We start from the raw sequence: 19,666 nt of genomic DNA, 5'->3' as shown, positions 1-19,666 counted from the left end.
TCCCAAGCAACGTAGACATACATATAGGTAAGGAATGATCGAATCTTTAACATCAAGGAGGAACCTACATATGGACCATCGGCTTGACGCCATGCGCAAGTGCCACCCGGACTCCGTCACGATCTCCCGCATAACGGGCTTCATCACGGACGGAATTATTATGCTCGCTGCAGCAGCTTATCTGATCATCGCGGCTATACTCGGATGGACCCTCATTCCCGGGTGGATCACCATCGGACTCTTGGTTCTCGGAGCATGGTTTACTTGGGCCGTGCCCTCTTTCACTTACAAACAATTCGGCTTTAAAGTCAGCGAGGAAGAGTTGGAGCTTCGCTCCGGCTGGATCTGGCTCAGCGACACCCTCGTTCCCATGACGCGGGTCCAGCATGTCGAGCTGGAACGGGGGCCGCTCCTTCGCAAATACGGGTTAGCCAAGGTCAAGGTGGTCACGGCTGCAACGACCCATGTCATTCAAGCGCTCAAGCTGGAAGAAGCGGAGGAACTAAAGAAACAGATCGGCGAGCTGGCCAAAGTGGTGGATCACGATGAATGAACCGACAAGGCTGCACCGGCTGTTCATCCTGTTTCCGCTCGCAGACAGCGTAAAATCGCTCATTCCGATCGCAGCCCTGGTATCCATCAAATTCCTTAACGGAAAATCGCTGCGCGACATCCCTTGGTATTGGCTGTCCGCCGCCATCGTCATCCTGGTCTCCCTTCTGCTCCTGTACGGTTATCTGAAGTGGAAACGCTTCGTCTATACGCTGGAAGAAGACAAAATCCTCATCCGCCGCGGCGTGCTGTTCCGGGAGGAATTGTCCATTTATACGGGCCGCATCCATTCCATGAATATGGAGCAGCCCTTGCTGCAGCGTTTATTGGGGCTTACCCAGGTCCGGATCGAAACGCCGGGCAAAAAGGAAGGCGGCGGCGGCATTCTTCCTGCCGTCACCAATAGCGAAGGCGAACGGCTGCAGCGCTGGCTGCGCGAGCAAACCCAAACCAGGCAGGCGGATCGCGACGTTCACCCAGCTGCGGAAAACTCCGGCCGATCCGGTCAGAGCCTTTCCTCAGAGACGGAGAGACCGTCCGTTCCTTCTCCGGGGACCCCGGAGGCTTATGAATCCGTTCACCACCCGTCGTATCATAACCGGGACTTCGAGAGCGTTCTGTTGATGGATTCCGAATCCACCGCCGCCGGCAGAGAGAAGGCAAGCCGTCCCATCCCGGCCGAGGAAGATCGCAGCACGCTGCTCCAGCTATCCTCGGGCCGTCTGCTCATTGCCGCTCTATCCTCGCCCAATCTGTCATTGGCTTTAGCCTTTGTGGGCGGTATCGTGTCTTTTGCCGATGACCTGCTGCCGGATCGGATGTACCAATCGCTGTTTCAATCGGCAGGAAAGCTGCTGCCCGGCAGCTGGATCAGCATCGCGGCATTGGCGCTCATCGTGTCCTGGCTGCTCTCGGCCGTGCTCTACACGATCAAATATGCCGGATTTACCGTCGAGCGTTTCGGGAAACAAATCTCGGTCAGCTGCGGTCTGCTGGAGAGAAAAAGACTGCTCTTTTCCCCGGAACGCGTACTGGCCGTAACCGTAAAGGAAGGCGTATTCCGGCGATGGTTCGGTTACGCCGAAGTGAAGGTTCATGTGCTTACGTCAGAGTCCGAGAAACATTTCATGCTGCATCCTCTGCTGAAGACCGGGGATATCCCGGCACTGCTGAAGCGGGTTACGCCTCAATTCAGCGCTCAGGCCATTTCGGCTTCGCCGCCGCCCCGCGCCAGATGGATGTACGTCCGCTGGAAGCTGGCTTTTGCTGCAGCGGTCAGCGCCGCATGCATTTGGTATTTTGACAGTCTCGGTTTATTATCGCTCTTGCTGCTTCCGCTCTCGTTCGCCTGGGGGCTTCTGTCGCACCGGGATTCCGGACTGAACGTCACGGGTAAACAGCTTACGATCCGCAGCCGCTTCATAGCAATGTCCACCAGGTACATACGCCGGCCGCAGATCATTGCCATGGAGGTCAGCGGTACCCGCAGGCAGCGTAGAAAGGGGCTTCTCTCCCTTCAAGTGAAGATGATATTCAGCGAAATCAACAAGAGTTTAAGCGGAATGGAACAGCAAGAGATCGAGGCCGTACGGGCATGGTTCCAACAGAAAAAAGGCGAGACCTTAGCACCTCCGGAGCGAAGCGGTCCCACCTCATCGATCGAACGCCTATAAGCGTTTGGCCTCCGTTCTTCCCGAACGGCCAAAGCCCGACAAGCGGTAAATCAGAAGAGTTACGGCAAGAAATACGCCATATACGCCTATGGTTATTAGGATATGGGAAGGATTGGACATCAAATTGTCTCCTACCATCGAGAACAGCAGCATGGCGGGAATTTTGCCCAATGCGGACGCCAAGCTGTACGATACGAACGTTACCTTGCTGAGCGCTGCGTACACATTGATGACAATGGAAGGAATAAACGGGATCAACCGGGTAAACAGGATGGTCAAAAAGGCGTTCCGTTCAAACATCGTGGTCACTTTTCCCAGGCTGTTGTAACGGTGAAGCGCCCGGTTGCCCCATTCCTGATAACCGTAGCGGATGAACATGAACATCAGGATGGAAGCAGCTGTGGAGCCGACCCAAGTAACCATCCCGCCGATAACCGGACCCAGGGCCGCCCCGATTACGCCGCCGACAACGGGATAAGGGATCACCGGGAACAGAGCCATGGCGACAGCGACGAGCATGATCAGCATGATGCTGTCTGTCGATCGAATCCATGCCAATATGAACTCGCCTTTATAGTAAATAAGACCACCCACGGCAACGTAGACAAGTGCCATTCCTAATTTTTTGACCATGCACCACACTCCAAGACATAATGCCTCTATTGTACCATGGAGCAAGTCGATTGGAACAAGCAGCAAAAGGGACGTCCTAAGGCATTATGCCTAAGGATGTCCCTTTTTTTTGATACAGGCCAGTCCGTTCTCTAAAGCGACATCTTGCTAGAGAGGCAAACCCGCCGTGAACCGATATGGGTTACACTCTGCGGGCGCATGTAAGCTCACGGCTTGCTCGGTTTCCCTGGTGGATTTACCGGGGGCTTTCCAGGCTTGCCGCTATGTTTCACTTTCACCGTGACCGGTTTGCTCGGGGCGCTCTCGTTATGCAAACGATCGACAGCCGTCACCACATACGTGTAGGTTTGTCCCTTTACAACGGTACGATCAACAAAGAACTGCGTCATTCCGGCGTTTTTCCTGAAAGTCCCTATTAAATTCGCCGGTTCCTGAACGCTGCCGGTTTCCCGACCGTTAAAGCGATAAACCGCGTAATACGTCTCGTCGTCAGACGAAGACCAACTGAGCTTCACGCCTTCCTGTACTTGGTCGGCCTTTGGCTTCTTGGTCGCAGCCGGTGCCTCCGATTCAATCCAAGGCATGGCCGGGATGAGCGCCGGGTATCGGTACAAATCGTTTTTCAGTCTGTCCGTAAATCCAAGCGCGTTGTCCTTAAACCATTTGGAGCTGAAATACATGCTGCCCCGAACTTCCTCGAAGTTTCGATTGTATTGGATCTGGTTCGGCATTTCGTCGGGATTGGACCAGTCGGCATTCGACCCGATTCTATATACGGCCTGTCCGCTGTACAGATGAACGTTCTTGCCGGACACGATCCCGCTCCACCAATCGATCAGCTTATCGTAAGCCGCTGCGGAGTACCCGATGTTCCAATAAATCTGCGGCGTGATATAGTCGATCCACTCTTCTTCGACCCATTTCTTCGAATCCGCGTAAATCGCATGATAACTCTCGAGTCCCGTCGTTTCGGAGCCGGACGGATCGCTGGATTTGTTTTTCCAAATACCAAACGGGCTGATGCCGAATTTCACGTAGCTCTTCTCCGCCTTGATGGCTTCCTTCACGTTTTGAATGAAGGTATTGACGTTATTTCTTCTCCAATCGCTCTTGTTCGTAAAGGAGCCCTTGTACTGATTAAACGTATCCGTATCCGGGAAATCCACGCCCGTTACGGGATACGGGTAGAAATAATCGTCAAAATGCACGGCGTCGATATCATAATTCCGAACGACCTCCATGATGCCGTCAATGATGAACTGCTGCGCCTCCGGCACCCCTGGATTGAAATACAGCTTGCCGCCGTATTCCTCGACCCATTCGGGATGCTGTCTGGCCGGGTGATCCGCTACCAGCTTGTTGATGTCTCCCTGCAGGCTGATGCGATACGGATTGAACCAGGCGTGGAACTCCATGTTTCGCTTATGCACTTCCTCGAGCAGGAATGCCAGCGGATCGTAACCCGGATCCTTGCCTTGTTCACCTGTCAGCCACTCGGACCAAGGCCCGTATTGGGACGGGTAAAAAGCATCCGCCGTCGGTTTGATCTGCATAATAACCGCGTTCATTCCGGCATCCTCCAGTTGATCGAGCAGCTGAATGAATTGCAGCTTCTGCTGCTCCGGATCGGTAACCCCTTTAGCCGGCCAGTCTATATTATCGACGGTGGCGATCCACGCCGCCCGCATCTCGGTTTTCGGATGCCCGGAAGCTTCATTAACCGTGATGTAGAGTAAACCGGTCTTTCCTTGGAATGTGGCTGTTATTCTTGCGGAACCAACCTTCAAACCGCTCACAACCCCTTTGTCATTAACAGAAGCGACGTCCGGATTACTGCTTGTAAACGTAACGCCATCTTCGATCGTTACCGGCTCCTCCATCCACGAGTACGTAGCCGATACCACCGTTTCAAAAGAATCTCCAACCGTCACGGACGTAAGCCCCTGAAGTTTAATGCTTTGCAAAACAGGAACCGGATCCGTCACGGTAATGGTATGATGGGCGGATGCTCCCCGGTACGACGCCGTAATGGCAGCCATCCCTTCGGAAACCGCGGTCAGTCGACCCGCTTGATCGACCGATACAACGCCAGGCTGATCGCTTGTATAGCTAATGCCTTCGGTCATCCACACCGGATCCGTCTGGTTTCCGTAGACGGAGTAAACCACGCTGGTTCTCATGTTGTCGGTAACGCTAGTCTCCATATGAAGCGGCCCGGACAACAGCAATTCATGGGGAGCCGGGGCATCTGCCGCCACATGCAGCTCCAGCTGGGCTTTTGGCGCATCGCCGTACTCGGCCGTGATGGTCACCGTTCCCGGTGCCAATGCTTCAATGGTGTCGTATGTAGCGCCTGTCACGGTGGCAACGGATTCGTCGCTGCTGGTCAGTTTCACGCCGGATGTCAGTAACGTTGGTTCCGACTGTCCTTCATAGGTTGCATAAACTTGCGGTTTGACCGTTTCACCGACGCCCATAGGCGTCAGTCCGCCGATGTCGAGCCCATAAACCGGAGAAGCCGTATAGAAGGCGGACAGCCTGTCGAAGTATATGGTACCCTTGTTTTTATTCGTGTCTTTTAATTCGGCTACGTAGATTTGATTCACTTTGAGAGGAGCCTGAATGGTAGAAGGAATGTTTAATTTGACGTATTTCCAGCCCTTCCAGTTAAGACCGGAGGTGGCTGTAAAATCAACGGTATGCTTGCCGCCGGAAGAATCCTGAAGCTGTGCACGGAGCCAGTGGTTACCGCCGTCGCCGTAAACCCACAAGCCGAGAGCCTTCGGTGATCCGGGAACGCTCCTGCCTGTTGATCCATCCGGGTCTCTGAAATTGAGATAAGCCGCCGAGGTGCCGGATTCGCTGCCCACAAAATCATAGCTTAAGGCTGCAGCATGATGTCCGTAATAGATCGGCTCCGGTCTCCCCGCCAAATCCAGCTCGGCCTTCCCTCTTGCGGAAGACGCAAATAAATTCGTTACCGATTCGAAATCCTCCAGAACCGCTGCTTCCGGCTGTCCTGCGCTTGCGTTCGTTTCAACGGAATTGCCCCAAACAGACACGGCCGAGCTGAGCATCACGGCGAATGCCAACGTCATGGACAGAATGGACTTACTGTTTCGATAGACACGCCTTTTGGTTATCATTCATCAATTCACTCCCTATAGTATGAGTGCTTGCTATCCGAACCGAAGCCCGATTTCCAGCGAAATCGGCTGCCGCTCACCTCCGATCATGCGACTGAAGTAGATGACGTCATGCTGCTGTACCTGTATTCATCTCTATCACTATCATATTGAAATTTTATTTCAAATTTCAATAGTTTTTGTAAAATATAATTTTAAATCTCCGGCAGGAATTTTAGTCCGCATGACGTACAATGACCAAAAAAAGCCAATACGAGGCAAAGCCCGTATTGGCTACTTCAAACCATTCTTTTATTTCGTATACTCAAGAAGCCCGATCATAAGCGTCACGGCTTAACCTTCTGAAGGATACTTCAATCCCCACTGCCCCCGGATCTGATCCAGCAGCCTCATAATCGCAAGCGATTCGTCCAGCGGCATCACATCGCTCTCGAGCCGCCCTTCCAGCAGGCAACGTCCCACTTCGTAAGCCTCGAAGCTATACCCCTTCTCTTGTCGGTCATCCGTCACAACCACCGGTTCCTCGCCATCGACATGAAGCGCAGCGGATGTCGCGTTCAAGAAGGACGGAATGTGGATATGCCCGTTGGTGCCATAAATATAAGCTTCATTCGTCAATCCCAGCCGGATCGCCCCGTTTAACGATGCCGTCTTGCCTGATTCATAGGATAGAATAACGGAGAACTGCTCATCTACGCCCGTCTCGCCGATATGCGTGGTGCTCCAAATCTTCTCGGGCTCGGCTCCAAAGATCATGGCCGCAAACGACACCGGATAAATGCCCGCATCCAGCAGCGCGCCCCCGCCGAGCTCCAAATTCAGCAAACGGCCCTGCGGATTCCAGCCGCTCCGGAAACCGAAATCGGCCTTCACCAGCCGGACGTCGCCGATAAGACCGTCCTTTAGCCATTCGCGCACCTGCCGGATCGGCGAAAGGAAACGCGTCCACATGGCCTCCATCAGGAACAGCTTATGCTCCCGTGCTGCTGCGACTAACTCCTCCAGCTCATCCCCATTGATCGTAAAGGGCTTTTCGCACAGAACGGATTTGCCTGCTTGGAGACACATCAGCGCATGGTCCCTGTGCATCGGATGCGGAGTCGCTATGTACACAACGTCGACATCAGGATCCGACACGAGCTCCTCGTAACTGCCATACGCCCGTGGTATATCGTATTTCGACGCAAACTCGCCTGCACTGCTGGCCGTACGGGAACCGACCGCCAGAAACTGAGCGTTGTCCACATATGCCAAATCGGCTGCAAACTGCTCCGCAATCCATCCCGTCCCCATAATTCCCCATTTGACCTTGCCCGGATTCTGCACCATAAAACTCCTCCTCTTCCTCTCCATGATCTGGCCTTGCCTATAGCTTATAGAAGCTGTCCCGCTCCACCTTGCAAATTCGCAAGCCAAAGCTTTCATACCACTCGTTCTTGCCCCGTTCCTGGGCTACCTGATGAGCCGCGTTCTCCTTCCATAAACGTATGGACTCCAGGGAGTCCCAATACGAAACCGTGATCCCGAGACCCTCGTCCCGAGCGGATTCCACCCCCAGATAGCCGGGCTGCTGCGCAGCGAGCTCCGCCATTTTATCGGACATCGCTCCGTAACCCCGGTCGCCCTCCGTTCGTTTGGACACAAAAATGCAAGCATAATAAGGCGGCTTCGGCGTATACGCGTATTCCGTCATCCTCTTCCCCCTTTCCGGTTACTCAATAGGTGTAACTTCGGCTTACGTTCGTTCATTGACCTTGTATAGGTGTAACTTCGGCTTACGTTCGTTCATTGACCTTGTATATCATTATATCGGAACTTCCGCCATACTTTAACCTAAAAAAAGCCTCTCTCCTCTGTGAAGTTCTACAGTGGAGAGAGGCGGTATTCGCCTAAGCTTTACTTCAGCTTATTCAACAGATTATGGATGACCTGCGCGCTTTCCGCACGCGTGGTCAAACCTTCCGGTGCAAAACGGCTCGGCGCATGGCCCTGAACAAATCCGAGGGCATGCGCGGTTTCTACCGCTTCGCGAACCCAGTCCGGAGACTCGGCGAGATCGGCAAATCCGCTTCCCGCGCTGATGTTCTCCTGCTGTTGTTTCATGGCGTGGGCATAAGCGCGCACCAGCATCGCCGCCATTTCCTGGCGTTTGATCGGGGCGTCCGGTGCAAAACGGTCTTTGGCCGTTCCGTTCACGATGCCGGACTGGGCGGCCGCCGACACGGCCTCGGCGTACCATTTGCCTGAAGCTACATCGGCGAACGGCGCAGGTCCTTCTGCCTTAAGATCCAGCAGACGAACCAGCATCGCGGCAAACTCGGCCCGGGTCACTTGCTGCGCCGGTGCGAAGCGGTCCGCGCTGACGCCTTCGATGAGCTGCTTCGCGGCCAAATCTCCGATCACCTCCGCTGCCCAGAACGAGGATGGCACATCCGCAAAGGTTTTCTCGTAATCCAGCAAACCGTAAGCGCTGAAATGGCGGATTCCCGCGGCCATGCGGCCGTCTTTGTTTACACCGCCTATATACTCCAGCTCTCCGCTGCCGGATACATAGTACATGGAAATTCTTTTGCCATGAGCATCTGAAGATACCGGCAATTCCAGCATGATCGGATGATCGAATTCGGTTAAGCTGTAGACTTTGCCATCCGCTGTCGTCAGTTTAAGCTCGAACTCCAGCATGGCTCCGGCTGCTGTCAGCTTAGCGCCGGAGACGCGGGCAGCTTGCGCGATCCGCTGCTTCATCTCGGCCTCCGTTAATGTGGCGGCACTCAGTTTTATCGTGCCCTTCTCAAGCTGGCCGGCATCTGCAAGGGCGCCCAGCTGGCGAAGCACTTCGGCCGGGATCGTTAGGGACAAATTCTTCGCTTCAAGGTGGATCGAACCATCCTTGAGGATGTCTGCTGCATTCCCTGGCAGCGTGATATCCGTAAAGTTTCCGTCTACCGACAAGGTCACTTGCCCGTTCGACAGTTTAGCTGCAAGCTCGCTTCCCGATAAGGTGATGCTGCCTGATGACGGCGGTGTCACGGGCGGCGTAACCGGTGGTGTTACCGGCGGCTGCACGGGCGGGTCTACCGGCAGCTCCGGTCCCGGATCGGGATTCCCTCCACCACGGGTGATCACCTTCAAATCATATTCCGACTTAAACCCTTCATAGGTTGCCGAAATAACGGTTGCCCCTTCTGCCAAAGCCCGCACCGAGCCCTGTTCATCAATGGAAGCTACGTCCGGCTTACTGCTCGCATAGGTTATGCCTTCGATTAAACGGATACGGCTGCCGTCGGTATAAACCGCCTCGGTTACCGTCTTATCGGTATCCCCGACCTTCAGCTCGGATTTGCCGCTTAAGAGTATCGATTCGATGCTGCCGTTCGGGATTCGGTCTACCGTAATACTCACGTCTGTATAAACGTCCGGTGCCGCCGTGCTGGTCGCTCTGACGACGGCATTGCCCAGCCCTTGAGCCGTCACGATGCCGTCTGCGGATACGCTGACGACGTCATTCGACGGTTCGGAATGGTATACGGACCACACAACGGTTCGTTCCGCACCGCTCGGCTTCACATCAGCCAGTAACTTTTGACTCTCGCCTACAGCTAGCGTCAGCTGGTTTGGAGTTACTTCAATCCGCTGCGGCTCCGGCTTCGTATCCGATTTCGTCAGCGTAAACTCGTCCACGACGCGTCCGCCAACCGTTTTGGTTACAAAATGAAGCTCGTCTCCCTTCACTTCCACGGAGGCATACATTTGAGTCTTCTCTTCGTCGACCACCTCATGCCAGCCCCGCTCCGTGTGGGAGTAGAATTTAGGACCTGACGAACCTGCCACGACGTAAGTCGTGCCCTTCCCGTCCGCGGCAATCTGGTTGTTCATCATCGGGTAGGAACGAATATAAATATGATCATGTCCGTTTAACACGAGATCCACGCCGAATTCCTCTAGCACCGGCGCCCACAGGCTCCGTACCTCGGCGGAATCGTAGATGCTGCCGTAAGGCCCGCGGTGGAACATCGCGATGGTCCATTCCTTAGTATTGTTAGCCAGATCCTGCTGAAGCCACTTCTTCTGATCCTCCAGCTGATACTCGCTGTTCAGCATAATGAAATGAACATCCTTGTAATCAAAAGAGAAGTTGGTTCCCTTCAGGCTGTCCAAGCCATTGCCCGGCTGATTAAAGTGAGCCAGGAAATCCCCGTTCTCCTTATTCCCCATCACTTCATGGTTACCGATGGCCGACACTAACGTTGTATTCAGGAAATGCTTCTGGGCTTCATCGAACCAATAGTTCCACTGCTCCTCCAGGAAGCCCTTGTCCACCATATCCCCGGCATGGATCATGAATTCGGCGTCCGGATGCTCGGCAGCCGCCTTATCGATCGTATTCCCCCACAGCTCGAACTCCTTCGCAGTGGAGGCCTGGGAATCCGCAAAGTACAGGAATTTCGTTGTGTCTCCCGCGAGCTCTGTCGTTTTAAACGAGCCTTGTGCACTGTAATGGCCTTGTCCATCGCCGACACGGTATACATACTCCGTGCCAGGCTCAAGACCGGCTGCCGTCGCTTTATGAACGCGGACCGTGCCGAGATCCAAGGTATGGTACAACTCGCTGGCACCATCGAACTTCTGGACGTTCGGCGCATCGAAATCCGTAAATTCGGACTGCTTGGCCAATTCTACAACGGTCCCATCCGTCGCCGGGTCCGTGTGCCAGTTCAGCATCCGCGACGTGGCCGGATCTTCTCCCATGCCCACGCTGATGTTGAACGGAGTAGGACTTCCAGCCAGCGGCGAAACCTTAAACTCCAAAGCTGGACTAAATTGATTGTTCTTCACGGCCTGCACGGTATACGTCTTGACCTGGGACGTCAGCGCCCCGGTCTTCAGGATACCCGCCGCATCCGTTGTCCCCACCGCTGCTGCGTCTGCCATGACCTGGACGCCTTCCACAGGCTGACCTTGGGCATCGGTCACTTTAAATTCGGTTTCATAGCCCTCAACGATTCCATCCTCATTCCAGCTCAGCGCATAATGCGTGGTGATCTTCGATTCTATCGGAAGACCGTAGAACGAGAACTCGGTATTGCCCGTATCGGTGAAGGATACCGCTCCGGACGTGAGCGCTATGATGCTGCTGCCGGTTGCGTTCTTTTTCACGTCATACCGGATTTGGCCGATCCAATCCGTATCCTGCAGGGATGCTGTATGGATGTCCTTCCAGGTCACTCTTACCTTTCCTGTTGTACCGTCGATGCTTGTACTAACCTGGGATGCACTCAGCTTGTCCCCTGGTATGAGCTCCAAATTCTCCACTTTTGTAGGATCGAATTGGAAATCGACATGGCCGCTGCGGATTTGGGATGTCTTCACACCGCCGATATCCAGCGTGTAACTGCCGCCAACATAGATCGTTTCCGGCGTATCGTACACCACCTTGGCTGAGCCGGTATTTACGGTGAAGTTCCATTGCTTGGTCGTTTGGTTGCCCGACAGATCACGGACGGTGACTTTTACTTGATGAACGCCATCGGCGAGCGGAACGCTCGGCGTGTAATGGATTCTTCCTTCCGGCGGATACAGGGTATGCTGCACCAGACTGCCATCCAGATAGAATCGGATTTTGTCCGGATCGATCAGCGTCGTTCCCGGATGCGCTACAGGATCATAGCCTGCATCCTCGGCATACACGGTAATGGTCGGCGTATTCTCCTTAATCTCCGCACCGTCGGCCGGCGAGAATTTCTTCAGAACCGGCGGATCGATATCGTCGTTGGCCGGGCCGTACAGTGCGCGAATTTCGTCCACGTAGATGGCTCCGGCGTCTTTTTTCGCGTCTTTTGTTTCCATATATCGAACCGGCATGTCCATCACGAGCGGAAGGGTTCTTCCTTTGGGTACGGACGCTTCGAGATACTTCCATCCCTTGAAATCGACACCGGTCGTTTCTTCGGTAAAATTGAGCGCTATCGTGCCTTTGCTGTCACGCAGTTGGGCACGGAGCCAGTGCGCTTTGCCGTCCCCGTATACCCACATGCTGATTTTCTCCGGATAGCCCGGAATTTCGATATTGTCCGCGGTGCCGTTCGTCTGCAGATAAGCACCGGAGGTACCGGTAATTCCGGTAAAATCGTACTCCAGCTTCAAGGCGCCATTCCCGGAACGAATATAGGTATCATCGGTTTCAATGGATACCCTGCTGTATTTGAACAGCGCACCGGCGCTCGGTTTATAACGGCTAAGGCCGTTCTCGAAATCTTCGAGCATCACCGGCGGAAGACCGACATTCACATCGATTGAAGTCTCGATTTGATCGTACTTCACGAAGATTTTGCCGCTGACGTCCTGCTTGTCCGTGGCGGTAAACGTACCGTTGCCGTCAATTGTCCCGATATCGCCTTCGGTACGCCACTCCAAACGGCTATTGTCGGCCTGTACCACTTGACCATTGCGAAGCGCCGTGACCTTGAGCGTTTCGGTCGAGCCGGAAGAGAAGGTCTTCACCGCGTCCGAGAACTTGAGCTCGGTCAGCTCATCAACGACTTCCAATGCGGCTTTACCCGTCAGATTACCGGATTGTACGGATACCTCGGTCAATCCAGGTTGGTTGCCTGCCGTAAACGTCCCGCTGGCGTCGATTGTCCCATAGGCTGGATCAACGCTCCAAACCGCGGCCTCCGTCATTTTCGCCGGATGCAGATTCTGATCCACGGCCGCCGTTTTGAAGGTAGCGGATGAACCGGTCAGCACTCTTTCCAGCGTCGGTGCAACGACAAGTTTATCCGCCGCTCCCTCAGGCGCTTTGTTCACCAGCAAAATGCCGTTGGCCGTTTTGCGTTCCCCGCCGTCAGAAGGCGAGTTGAGCACCTTGCGCTCCGTTTCTCCCGGCAGGCGGGCAACGAAGGTAGCCGAACCGCCTCCGTCCAGATTCAGTGCGTTAACCACGCCAAGCTCCTGCAGCATTTCGCCAAGCTCGATGTAGTTAAGCCCTTCACTGAACCCCGGCTGGCGGCCATCAACCTCGAACAGCACGACGGAGCCGTCCGCTTTGGTGCCCACCACCGTTCTCGGGTGTACAGCCGGATCGGTATGCTGCTGCACGACCCCATCCTTGACCAGCATCACGGTACCGCCAATCGCCATCGTGACATCCTGCCACTCGTTATCCAGCTGAAAACCCGCCGTCACTTCATCCCCTGCCTTCAGCCCGGCAAGCTTGCTCCGCTGCGAGCCCGAAGCGGACAGAACCACTTGACCTTGGCCGATCGGCGAATTCCCCTGATCCTTAAGAACAGAGACCACCTTCATCGTCAAGGTCTCTCCGCTGGCGACCCTGCCGCTCACGATATCCAGAACCACTTCGTCTCCCAGATTATTGGTCATCGTGGTAGCATTGAATTTTTCGGTATAAAGCACAAGTGCGTCCGTCCCTCTTAGACGGTTGATAGAGGACAGGCTGCTGACCGTTCCGCCTATCGTCACATTTTTCGTTAATTTCGGACTGCCGTAGAGGCTCGTTCCGTCCTGTTTAATGCCAAAGGCGTTCCGGCCGCTGGGCGGATCCGTCAACAGTTCTCCGTCCCCCATGAACAATCCGAGCGGAATTCCGGTGGACATATCGTAGAAATCTCCGTTCACCGCCGCGATGACGCGATTGCCTGCCTTATCGGCATCCGACGCCATTTTACTGACTCCCTGCATGCCGTATACCTTGCCATCGGTGAGACCCGGCTGAAGCTCCAGATTTCCTTGCGATGGATCAAACTCCACCATATGGACCTTCTGCTCGCCGCTGCCTTTTTGCATATTCGCCCACGTGTATGTAGCCCCCGGCCCGATCTCCATCTGCCGCATATCAATGACCGATGCAGCGGCGGCCGCTGGGTCGGCAGCAGCAGCTTGTCCTGCGGGAAACAGCAGCGATAGAAACATCACACCGCTGAGCAGCGATGATATTCTCTTTTTGCTCCTTAACATGTACATGAATTCCTCCTTCTCTATGCTTGGACTCTGGTTCCTCTCGGTTGTAAGTCCGCTCATGAACGAAAGACCTACTCGGGAGTATAGCGCTCGCTTGTTAATTCCACCTCCAATCTGTGTTAAGACCGGGTTAACTCTGCCGATATCGGCTTTACATTCAGTCATTAGCTGGAAGGGCTGCAAAAAAGTATGCTGCCGATTCGTATTTACCGCTTCCGACGAACGAAATTAACCTGTCTTCTTCCCTTCATCATATTGAAATTTTATTTTAAATTACAATACATTTTGTAAAATTTTATTTTATTTTTTCGGCAGGAATTTCCGGATGGGCGGCGTAAGCGCAGCTTTTGTCGAATGCGGGGAATGAAAACAAACGCCTCGCCGCCAGTTTCCGACTTGTTTTTACGGCGAGCTTCCAAAAAGCGCATAAAAAAACAACCGCAGCTTATAGCCGCAGTTGTTTTCAAGATTCCCTATTATTTTTTGGTGACGTTGCCGTTGGCATCAATTTTTGCATTGTAGGAGAGTTTGTTCAGTTTCGCGATGATCTCTTTATTATACTTCTTGTCCATCAGATTCGGCTGACCTTGAAGAATCTTCACCGGCGTAATTCGGCTCGTGATCTTGGAGCCCTGGATCTCAACATGCACCATCATCGACAGCAAGGTTTTGTCTCCGCCCCGGGTGGAGCGGTTGAACACGAAGTTGCCAAGCGAATAATAAATCGGCTTGTTCTTGTAATATTCGATGCCCATCAACGTATGGCTGTGCGATCCGATAATGATGTCGGCCCCGGCGTCAATCATCTTCTTGGCCATCGTGCGCGCATATTCTTCCGGATAGTCGGCGAATTCCTGGTTCCAGTGGACGTATACGATCGTATAATCGTTGGTTTTGGCCGACTTCTTAATATGGGTCAGCATCGGCTCCATCGTGTAGGCGGAAGCAGCGCCCGGATGATTCTTGCCCGCAATCCAGGAATTTCCTGACAGCACCCGGCTGACGCCCAGCACGGCAACCTTCTTCCCGTCAATGTTTTGCACGTAAGGCTTGAAGGCCTCGTCTATATTGCGCCCAGCACCCGTATACCCGATCTTCTGCCGTTTCAGATGCGTGATCGTGTCCAGCATGGCCTGCTGGCCATAGTCCAGAATGTGGTTGTTCGCCAGGGTGACGCCGTCGATTCCCGCATAAACGAGACCCTGGAGCGTTTCCGGCTTCGAACGGAAAGCAAAGGTTTTATCCGCAGCCTTGCCCCGAATGGAGACCGGCGTCTCCAGGTTGGCAAACGCCATATCCGCCTTTTTCAAGATGGGGGCTACCTTCTTAAAAGGATATAGGTTACCGAATCTATCGATCTGGTTCCCCACGTATCCGTCTAACAGAATGTCACCTGCAAAAACAAGATTTATCGGTTTGTCCTTCGACTTGGCTTGAGTGGTTGTGCCTGCCGCCGAGACGATGCTCGCCGGGATCAGCATAACGATAACCAGAATGAGGCAAAATAATTTCTTCATATCCATGCCGCCTTTCCAAATGATAGTCCTGAGAAGCTAGTTATTCACCTCGTTTATCCTATCATAAATTGATATAAAAGGGTAATTATATAAAAGGAACCATTTAATAGAATTATAAAATGGATTCTAACCAGTAGCCCTTTCAGCACTACGCATGCGGATTATTCTTCCGTTCCCTGTTGCCCCCAGATTATTTTAAACGGATACAAGTGGTGAAAATCCAGTGTCAAAGGGGACCGCTTCGCTTCTCCAGAATCATTCCGCCTTCTCCATTGAGGCATGTCAACATCCAAATCATTCAAATCTATCTTGTTCTATCCATAGTCTTAGACTTGAAATGCGGAGAAAAAGTTTCAAATTTTGCAAATCATATTGAAAACAATGTAAAGAACTTATATATTTAAACGTATCGTAAGTGTAACTTTAATTTTAATTACGTTTTGTAATATTTACACGAGCTTAGTCTTACATATAAGTAAAACTAAAGGAGCTGCAATCCATGAATATTCACGCTGCGGGCGAGAACTCATCTCCCATGATTGATGATACGGACCGCAAAATCATTGCGATCCTCGGCAAGAACGGGCGAATCTCGTACACGGATTTGGCCAAGGAGATTGGATTGTCCCGCGTAGCGGTACAGGCCAGGATCAATGCCCTGATCGATGACGGCGTCATTGAGCGCTTCGCGGCCGTCATTAATCCGGAGAAAGTGGGGATTTCGGTGTCCGCTTTTTTCAATGTGGAGGTTGAGCCCAAATATTTGCAGCAGGTGGCGGACACACTGGAGAACGAGCCGTATGTCACCAGCCTGTATCATATGACCGGTCCCAGCAAACTGCATATGCACGGCTTGTTTGCCGATCATAAGGAAATGGAAATGTTTTTAAACGAGAAGCTTTACCCGCTTCCGGGCATAACCAGCGTGGACACGCAGATTCTAATCAAGCGCTATAAAAGCCGAATGGGCATTCGACTCTGATTTTCGACAGAAAGGACTCCTACACTTGGATGATAAAAATAGCAATCCATACATGGAATTAACGTTCGGCATGTTCCGAACCGGCATACTCGGTTATGGCGGCGGTCCCTCCGTCATTCCGCTGATCCGGCATGAGGCCGTCGTTCGTTACGGCTGGCTCAGCGACGATGAATTCGGAGAGGTGCTCGCGCTCGCCAACGCACTTCCGGGTCCAATCGCCACGAAGATGGCCGCCTATCTCGGTTACCGTGAAAAAGGAGTGCTAGGCGCGGTGGTCGCGGTTTTTGCGCATATCCTCCCGACCTGCATCGCGATGATCGCGCTGCTGTCGGCGGTGACGTTCCTCAGCAACTCCAAGATAGTGGCCGGTATGATTGCCGGCGTTACGCCGGTCATTGCGGTGATGCTGGGCACGATGGCTTACGAATTCGGCGAGAAGGCCGTGAAGGGACTTGGCATTTACGCCGGGATCGGATTTTTTGTGGTGTCGTTTCTCCTGCTGGAAAGCATCCAGATCCATCCGGCCCTCGTCATTATGCTGTTCCTTGCCTATGGCACCGTGCATTTTAGAACCGTAGCCAAACTCAAAAAACAAAGACGGGATAAGGAGGGGTCCGCCTGATGGAAGAATGGCTTCAGCTGCTGGTCAGCTTTTTTGTTTCCAACGTGCTCGGTTATGGCGGCGGCCCTGCTTCGATCCCGCTCATGTATAAGGAAATCGTCACGAATCACGGCTGGCTGACCGACCCGGAATTCTCCAACATGCTTGCGCTTGGCAACGCGCTTCCCGGGCCGATCGCCACCAAAATCGCCGCTTTTGTCGGGTACGGCGTATCCGGCTGGATGGGCATGACGCTCGCCCTCGCGGCGACGGTCATCCCTTCCGCGGTGGCGCTCATCTGGCTGCTGAATCTACTGCAAAAATACCGCACATCGCCCGTGGTCAAAGGCATGACCCTGCTGGTCCAGCCGGTCATCGCGATCATGATGCTGACCCTGACCTGGCAGATCGGCAAAAGCTCCGTCATCTCCATCGGCCTCCTGCAATCCCTCGGCATCGCCGCCGTCGCCTTCTGGGCCATGAACATCCGCAAGATCCATCCGGCCTTGGTGATCCTGGCCGCGTTCGCTTACGGGGGGTTGGTGCTGTCGCAGGTGGTGTGAGGGGGTATTCAATTATCAGTAAATAAGCTGCATTATCAATAAAAAATTATCAAGAAGGCTACGAATGACCGTAGTCCTTTTTCCTATTTCAGCAAACCATATTTCATAAGGATAAATAGGTTTCGCATGGTAAAACTAGGATAAACATTCCAGCCAGGAGGGAATAAAAAAGATGAAGAAGTTCGTATTAGCCCTAATGTGTGCCATGCTTTTATTCGGATTACCGCAGTCGGTGTTTGCTGATGATCAAGCCTTGCACCAGCTCAGTAAAGACACTGATTTTGTTATTTATGCCCCTCAACTGCCGAAGACCGATTGGAAACTTGACATCCCAGTGCCTTATCCGTTTAAACCCGGCGAGAAAAAAATTACCTTTACCAGGTTTAGTTACTTTGACATGTCTGGAGATATTTATTTATTGGGAGTCGAACAACATAAGGCGCACGGTTACAAGACTACCCAGTCCATTACAAGCATCGATCTGAAGAACAACACCAGTTCAACCAGACAACAAGAGCGCACATTTACATTCGATTCAAGGGGCGAACCGGTCACGTGGGATGATATCGAAGCGCGATTTGAACCTTGGGCGGATAAAGAACAGAATGGCGGTTTTCTGAAATGGATTCAAGGTGATACTTTTATTGAAATGAGCAGCGTCGTGTTGACAAGAGAGCAAATGATTGAAGTCGCCAGATCAATGAAGCCGGTTGAACATTAGTGTATTTCATTCTTAAGAGGAGCACCCATTATGCTAACGTAACCTTGTTTCGGACAACAATAACCCGTTCGCTAAAATCGTCATGACTAAAAGAGCGAGTGTGAGGGACTCATTCCCATCCATACTCGCTCTTTTTTCAATCGAGAGCCATTCAAACATGCACCGGACTACGCACCATACCTATAGCCCCGCTTAGACCAACAGAGCAATGAGCAGAAAATCACCTGTGAACCGGACTTCCAAAAATACAATCGCCATATCATTCAAGATGTCTCGAAGTCCCCTTGCTCAATGGTCGTTAGGACATTCTAACGGACTCAGAATACCTTATTTTGTACAAAATAGCCCTTTTGGTAGCTTTAGCGGACACAGAGGACCTTATTTGCTGTTTTTATTGGTATTAGCACCCGTAATTCGCACAATAGCGGATCTGGAGTCCGGTACATTGTAAAAAATCGAGTTTTGAACTTAAATAACGGATCTAGGGTCCGTTAAAAGCTGACACAAGTAACCTGAGTGCCCATGGCTAGTAATAATACCTGCAGCCCCATTAATTAAATCCCTTCAACTCCCGCCTGCTACCTCCCCATCACCACCCCAATCTTGCCCTCATGAATCTCCACCTTGTATTTCTTCACCCGAATCCGATCGCTGAACAGCGACTTGCCGGTCTGCAGGTCGAACTCCCAGCCATGCCAGGGACATCGGACGATCTCGCCTGCCCGGCCGTATTCGTAATCGTACACCTCCGAGGGCAGCGTCGTACCGGAGACCAGGCCTGCACAGATCGGCGCTCCTTGATGCGGGCAGTAGTTGAGTATCGCATGGTACTCGCCGTTGACCCGATAGATGCCGATTTCGCGTCCCTCGATGTTGACGATTTTGTGCTCACCCTCTGAAACGTCTTCCTCCGACAGCACGTAATGTACCGCCATGCATGCACCTCCTTAACTTCAACCCCTGTTAGTTGGATCTAATGATTTTCCCCCGTGCCCAGTTTATTGAATGAGTTTATCTTCCACTGGTGCGATTCATCCAGAGGATCTTAGTTGATCCCGGTCAAATTCCCATGACTTCCGGTAAAATCGAGTTACGGCATCTGCCCAGTCCACACCTAGTATTTATTAGTCCAAATAATCACTTCAACTTTGCTTTGTTCCATTCAAATAGTAGCCAAATCGTCGAGCTATGGAAGTTACTCATACACAGAGTTAATCCATTTAGTTGTACATTCATCGTTGACCAGCTTCAGTTATGCAAGCCTGCTTCGACCATGCAAGCCAACCTCGAACATGCATGCC

13 protein-coding genes are annotated in these 19,666 nt (G+C 52.7%); 6 read left to right on the top strand and 7 right to left on the bottom strand.

What is annotated here, in order from left to right; genetic code table 11:
- The first annotated feature begins 70 nt into the window (after window positions 1-70).
- Both MHH82_RS06425 and MHH82_RS06420 read left to right on the top strand, forming a co-directional pair.
- Window positions 71-553, top strand: a complete 483-nt coding sequence (locus tag MHH82_RS06425) for a PH domain-containing protein (RefSeq protein WP_012819396.1) — start codon at window positions 71-73, stop codon at window positions 551-553.
- Window positions 546-2,225, top strand: coding sequence for a PH domain-containing protein (locus tag MHH82_RS06420; RefSeq protein ID WP_251499500.1), 1,680 nt, complete (start codon window positions 546-548; stop codon window positions 2,223-2,225). Before MHH82_RS06425 ends, MHH82_RS06420 begins: the two co-directional genes overlap by 8 nt.
- On the opposite strand, the gene MHH82_RS06415 is transcribed toward MHH82_RS06420, so the two are convergent.
- From MHH82_RS06415 to MHH82_RS06390, 6 genes are all read right to left on the bottom strand, one after another.
- On the bottom strand, window positions 2,220-2,858 hold the full coding sequence (locus tag MHH82_RS06415) for a TVP38/TMEM64 family protein (protein ID WP_251499504.1): 639 nt from the start codon (window positions 2,856-2,858) through the stop codon (window positions 2,220-2,222). The genes MHH82_RS06420 and MHH82_RS06415 overlap by 6 nt on opposite strands.
- 206 nt (window positions 2,859-3,064) lie before the next feature.
- The gene (locus MHH82_RS06410; protein ID WP_340964448.1) at window positions 3,065-6,004 is read right to left on the bottom strand and encodes a family 10 glycosylhydrolase; all 2,940 of its coding nucleotides are present in this window, start codon (window positions 6,002-6,004) and stop codon (window positions 3,065-3,067) included.
- A 333-nt stretch (window positions 6,005-6,337) separates the two neighbouring features.
- Window positions 6,338-7,333 carry a Gfo/Idh/MocA family protein gene (locus MHH82_RS06405; RefSeq protein ID WP_340964445.1) on the bottom strand — a complete coding sequence of 332 codons (996 nt, stop codon included), beginning with the start codon at window positions 7,331-7,333 and terminating at the stop codon, window positions 6,338-6,340.
- Between the two features lie 37 nt (window positions 7,334-7,370).
- Window positions 7,371-7,697 (bottom strand): antibiotic biosynthesis monooxygenase family protein, encoded by a 327-nt coding sequence (locus MHH82_RS06400; protein ID WP_340964443.1) that lies wholly within the window; start codon window positions 7,695-7,697, stop codon window positions 7,371-7,373.
- A 203-nt stretch (window positions 7,698-7,900) separates the two neighbouring features.
- Entirely contained in the window at window positions 7,901-13,978 is a 6,078-nt protein-coding gene (locus MHH82_RS06395) for a phosphodiester glycosidase family protein (protein ID WP_445661957.1), read from the bottom strand.
- 479 nt (window positions 13,979-14,457) lie between these two features.
- Window positions 14,458-15,498, bottom strand: coding sequence for a CapA family protein (locus MHH82_RS06390; protein WP_012819389.1), 1,041 nt, complete (start codon window positions 15,496-15,498; stop codon window positions 14,458-14,460).
- 499 nt (window positions 15,499-15,997) lie between these two features.
- On the opposite strand from MHH82_RS06390, the gene MHH82_RS06385 reads away from it, so the two are divergent.
- The 4 genes from MHH82_RS06385 (at window position 15,998) to MHH82_RS06370 (ending at window position 18,365) form a co-directional block, all read left to right on the top strand.
- Complete coding sequence (locus tag MHH82_RS06385; RefSeq protein ID WP_251499519.1) at window positions 15,998-16,480, top strand: Lrp/AsnC family transcriptional regulator; 483 nt, start codon at window positions 15,998-16,000, stop codon at window positions 16,478-16,480.
- A gap of 52 nt (window positions 16,481-16,532) precedes the next feature.
- Window positions 16,533-17,102 (top strand): chromate transporter, encoded by a 570-nt coding sequence (locus MHH82_RS06380; RefSeq protein WP_036662610.1) that lies wholly within the window; start codon window positions 16,533-16,535, stop codon window positions 17,100-17,102.
- Window positions 17,102-17,644, top strand: coding sequence for a chromate transporter (locus MHH82_RS06375; protein WP_012819386.1), 543 nt, complete (start codon window positions 17,102-17,104; stop codon window positions 17,642-17,644). Before MHH82_RS06380 ends, MHH82_RS06375 begins: the two co-directional genes overlap by 1 nt.
- Window positions 17,645-17,816: 172 nt before the next feature.
- Entirely contained in the window at window positions 17,817-18,365 is a 549-nt protein-coding gene (locus MHH82_RS06370) for a hypothetical protein (protein ID WP_012819385.1), read from the top strand.
- 578 nt (window positions 18,366-18,943) lie between these two features.
- Here the strand turns inward: MHH82_RS06370 and MHH82_RS06365 are convergent.
- Window positions 18,944-19,300 (bottom strand): Rieske (2Fe-2S) protein, encoded by a 357-nt coding sequence (locus MHH82_RS06365; protein ID WP_036662339.1) that lies wholly within the window; start codon window positions 19,298-19,300, stop codon window positions 18,944-18,946.
- Between the last annotated feature and the right edge of the window lie 366 nt (window positions 19,301-19,666).

This window comes from Bacillus sp. FSL K6-6540 (genome assembly GCF_038007545.1).
Note: the sequence above shows the minus strand (reverse complement) of the source record. Positions and strands in the feature narration are given on the sequence as shown.

What these genes read in the sequence shown, in the direction of transcription:
- MHH82_RS06425 (WP_012819396.1), top strand. Translation starts at nt 71, where the DNA reads ATGGACCATCGGCTTGACGCCATGCGCAAGTGCCACCCGGACTCCGTC.
- MHH82_RS06420 (WP_251499500.1), top strand. Translation starts at nt 546, where the DNA reads ATGAATGAACCGACAAGGCTGCACCGGCTGTTCATCCTGTTTCCGCTC.
- MHH82_RS06415 (WP_251499504.1), bottom strand. Translation starts at nt 2,858, where the DNA reads ATGGTCAAAAAATTAGGAATGGCACTTGTCTACGTTGCCGTGGGTGGT.
- MHH82_RS06410 (WP_340964448.1), bottom strand. Translation starts at nt 6,004, where the DNA reads ATGATAACCAAAAGGCGTGTCTATCGAAACAGTAAGTCCATTCTGTCC.
- MHH82_RS06405 (WP_340964445.1), bottom strand. Translation starts at nt 7,333, where the DNA reads ATGGTGCAGAATCCGGGCAAGGTCAAATGGGGAATTATGGGGACGGGA.
- MHH82_RS06400 (WP_340964443.1), bottom strand. Translation starts at nt 7,697, where the DNA reads ATGACGGAATACGCGTATACGCCGAAGCCGCCTTATTATGCTTGCATT.
- MHH82_RS06395 (WP_445661957.1), bottom strand. Translation starts at nt 13,978, where the DNA reads ATGTTAAGGAGCAAAAAGAGAATATCATCGCTGCTCAGCGGTGTGATG.
- MHH82_RS06390 (WP_012819389.1), bottom strand. Translation starts at nt 15,498, where the DNA reads ATGAAGAAATTATTTTGCCTCATTCTGGTTATCGTTATGCTGATCCCG.
- MHH82_RS06385 (WP_251499519.1), top strand. Translation starts at nt 15,998, where the DNA reads ATGAATATTCACGCTGCGGGCGAGAACTCATCTCCCATGATTGATGAT.
- MHH82_RS06380 (WP_036662610.1), top strand. Translation starts at nt 16,533, where the DNA reads ATGGAATTAACGTTCGGCATGTTCCGAACCGGCATACTCGGTTATGGC.
- MHH82_RS06375 (WP_012819386.1), top strand. Translation starts at nt 17,102, where the DNA reads ATGGAAGAATGGCTTCAGCTGCTGGTCAGCTTTTTTGTTTCCAACGTG.
- MHH82_RS06370 (WP_012819385.1), top strand. Translation starts at nt 17,817, where the DNA reads ATGAAGAAGTTCGTATTAGCCCTAATGTGTGCCATGCTTTTATTCGGA.
- MHH82_RS06365 (WP_036662339.1), bottom strand. Translation starts at nt 19,300, where the DNA reads ATGGCGGTACATTACGTGCTGTCGGAGGAAGACGTTTCAGAGGGTGAG.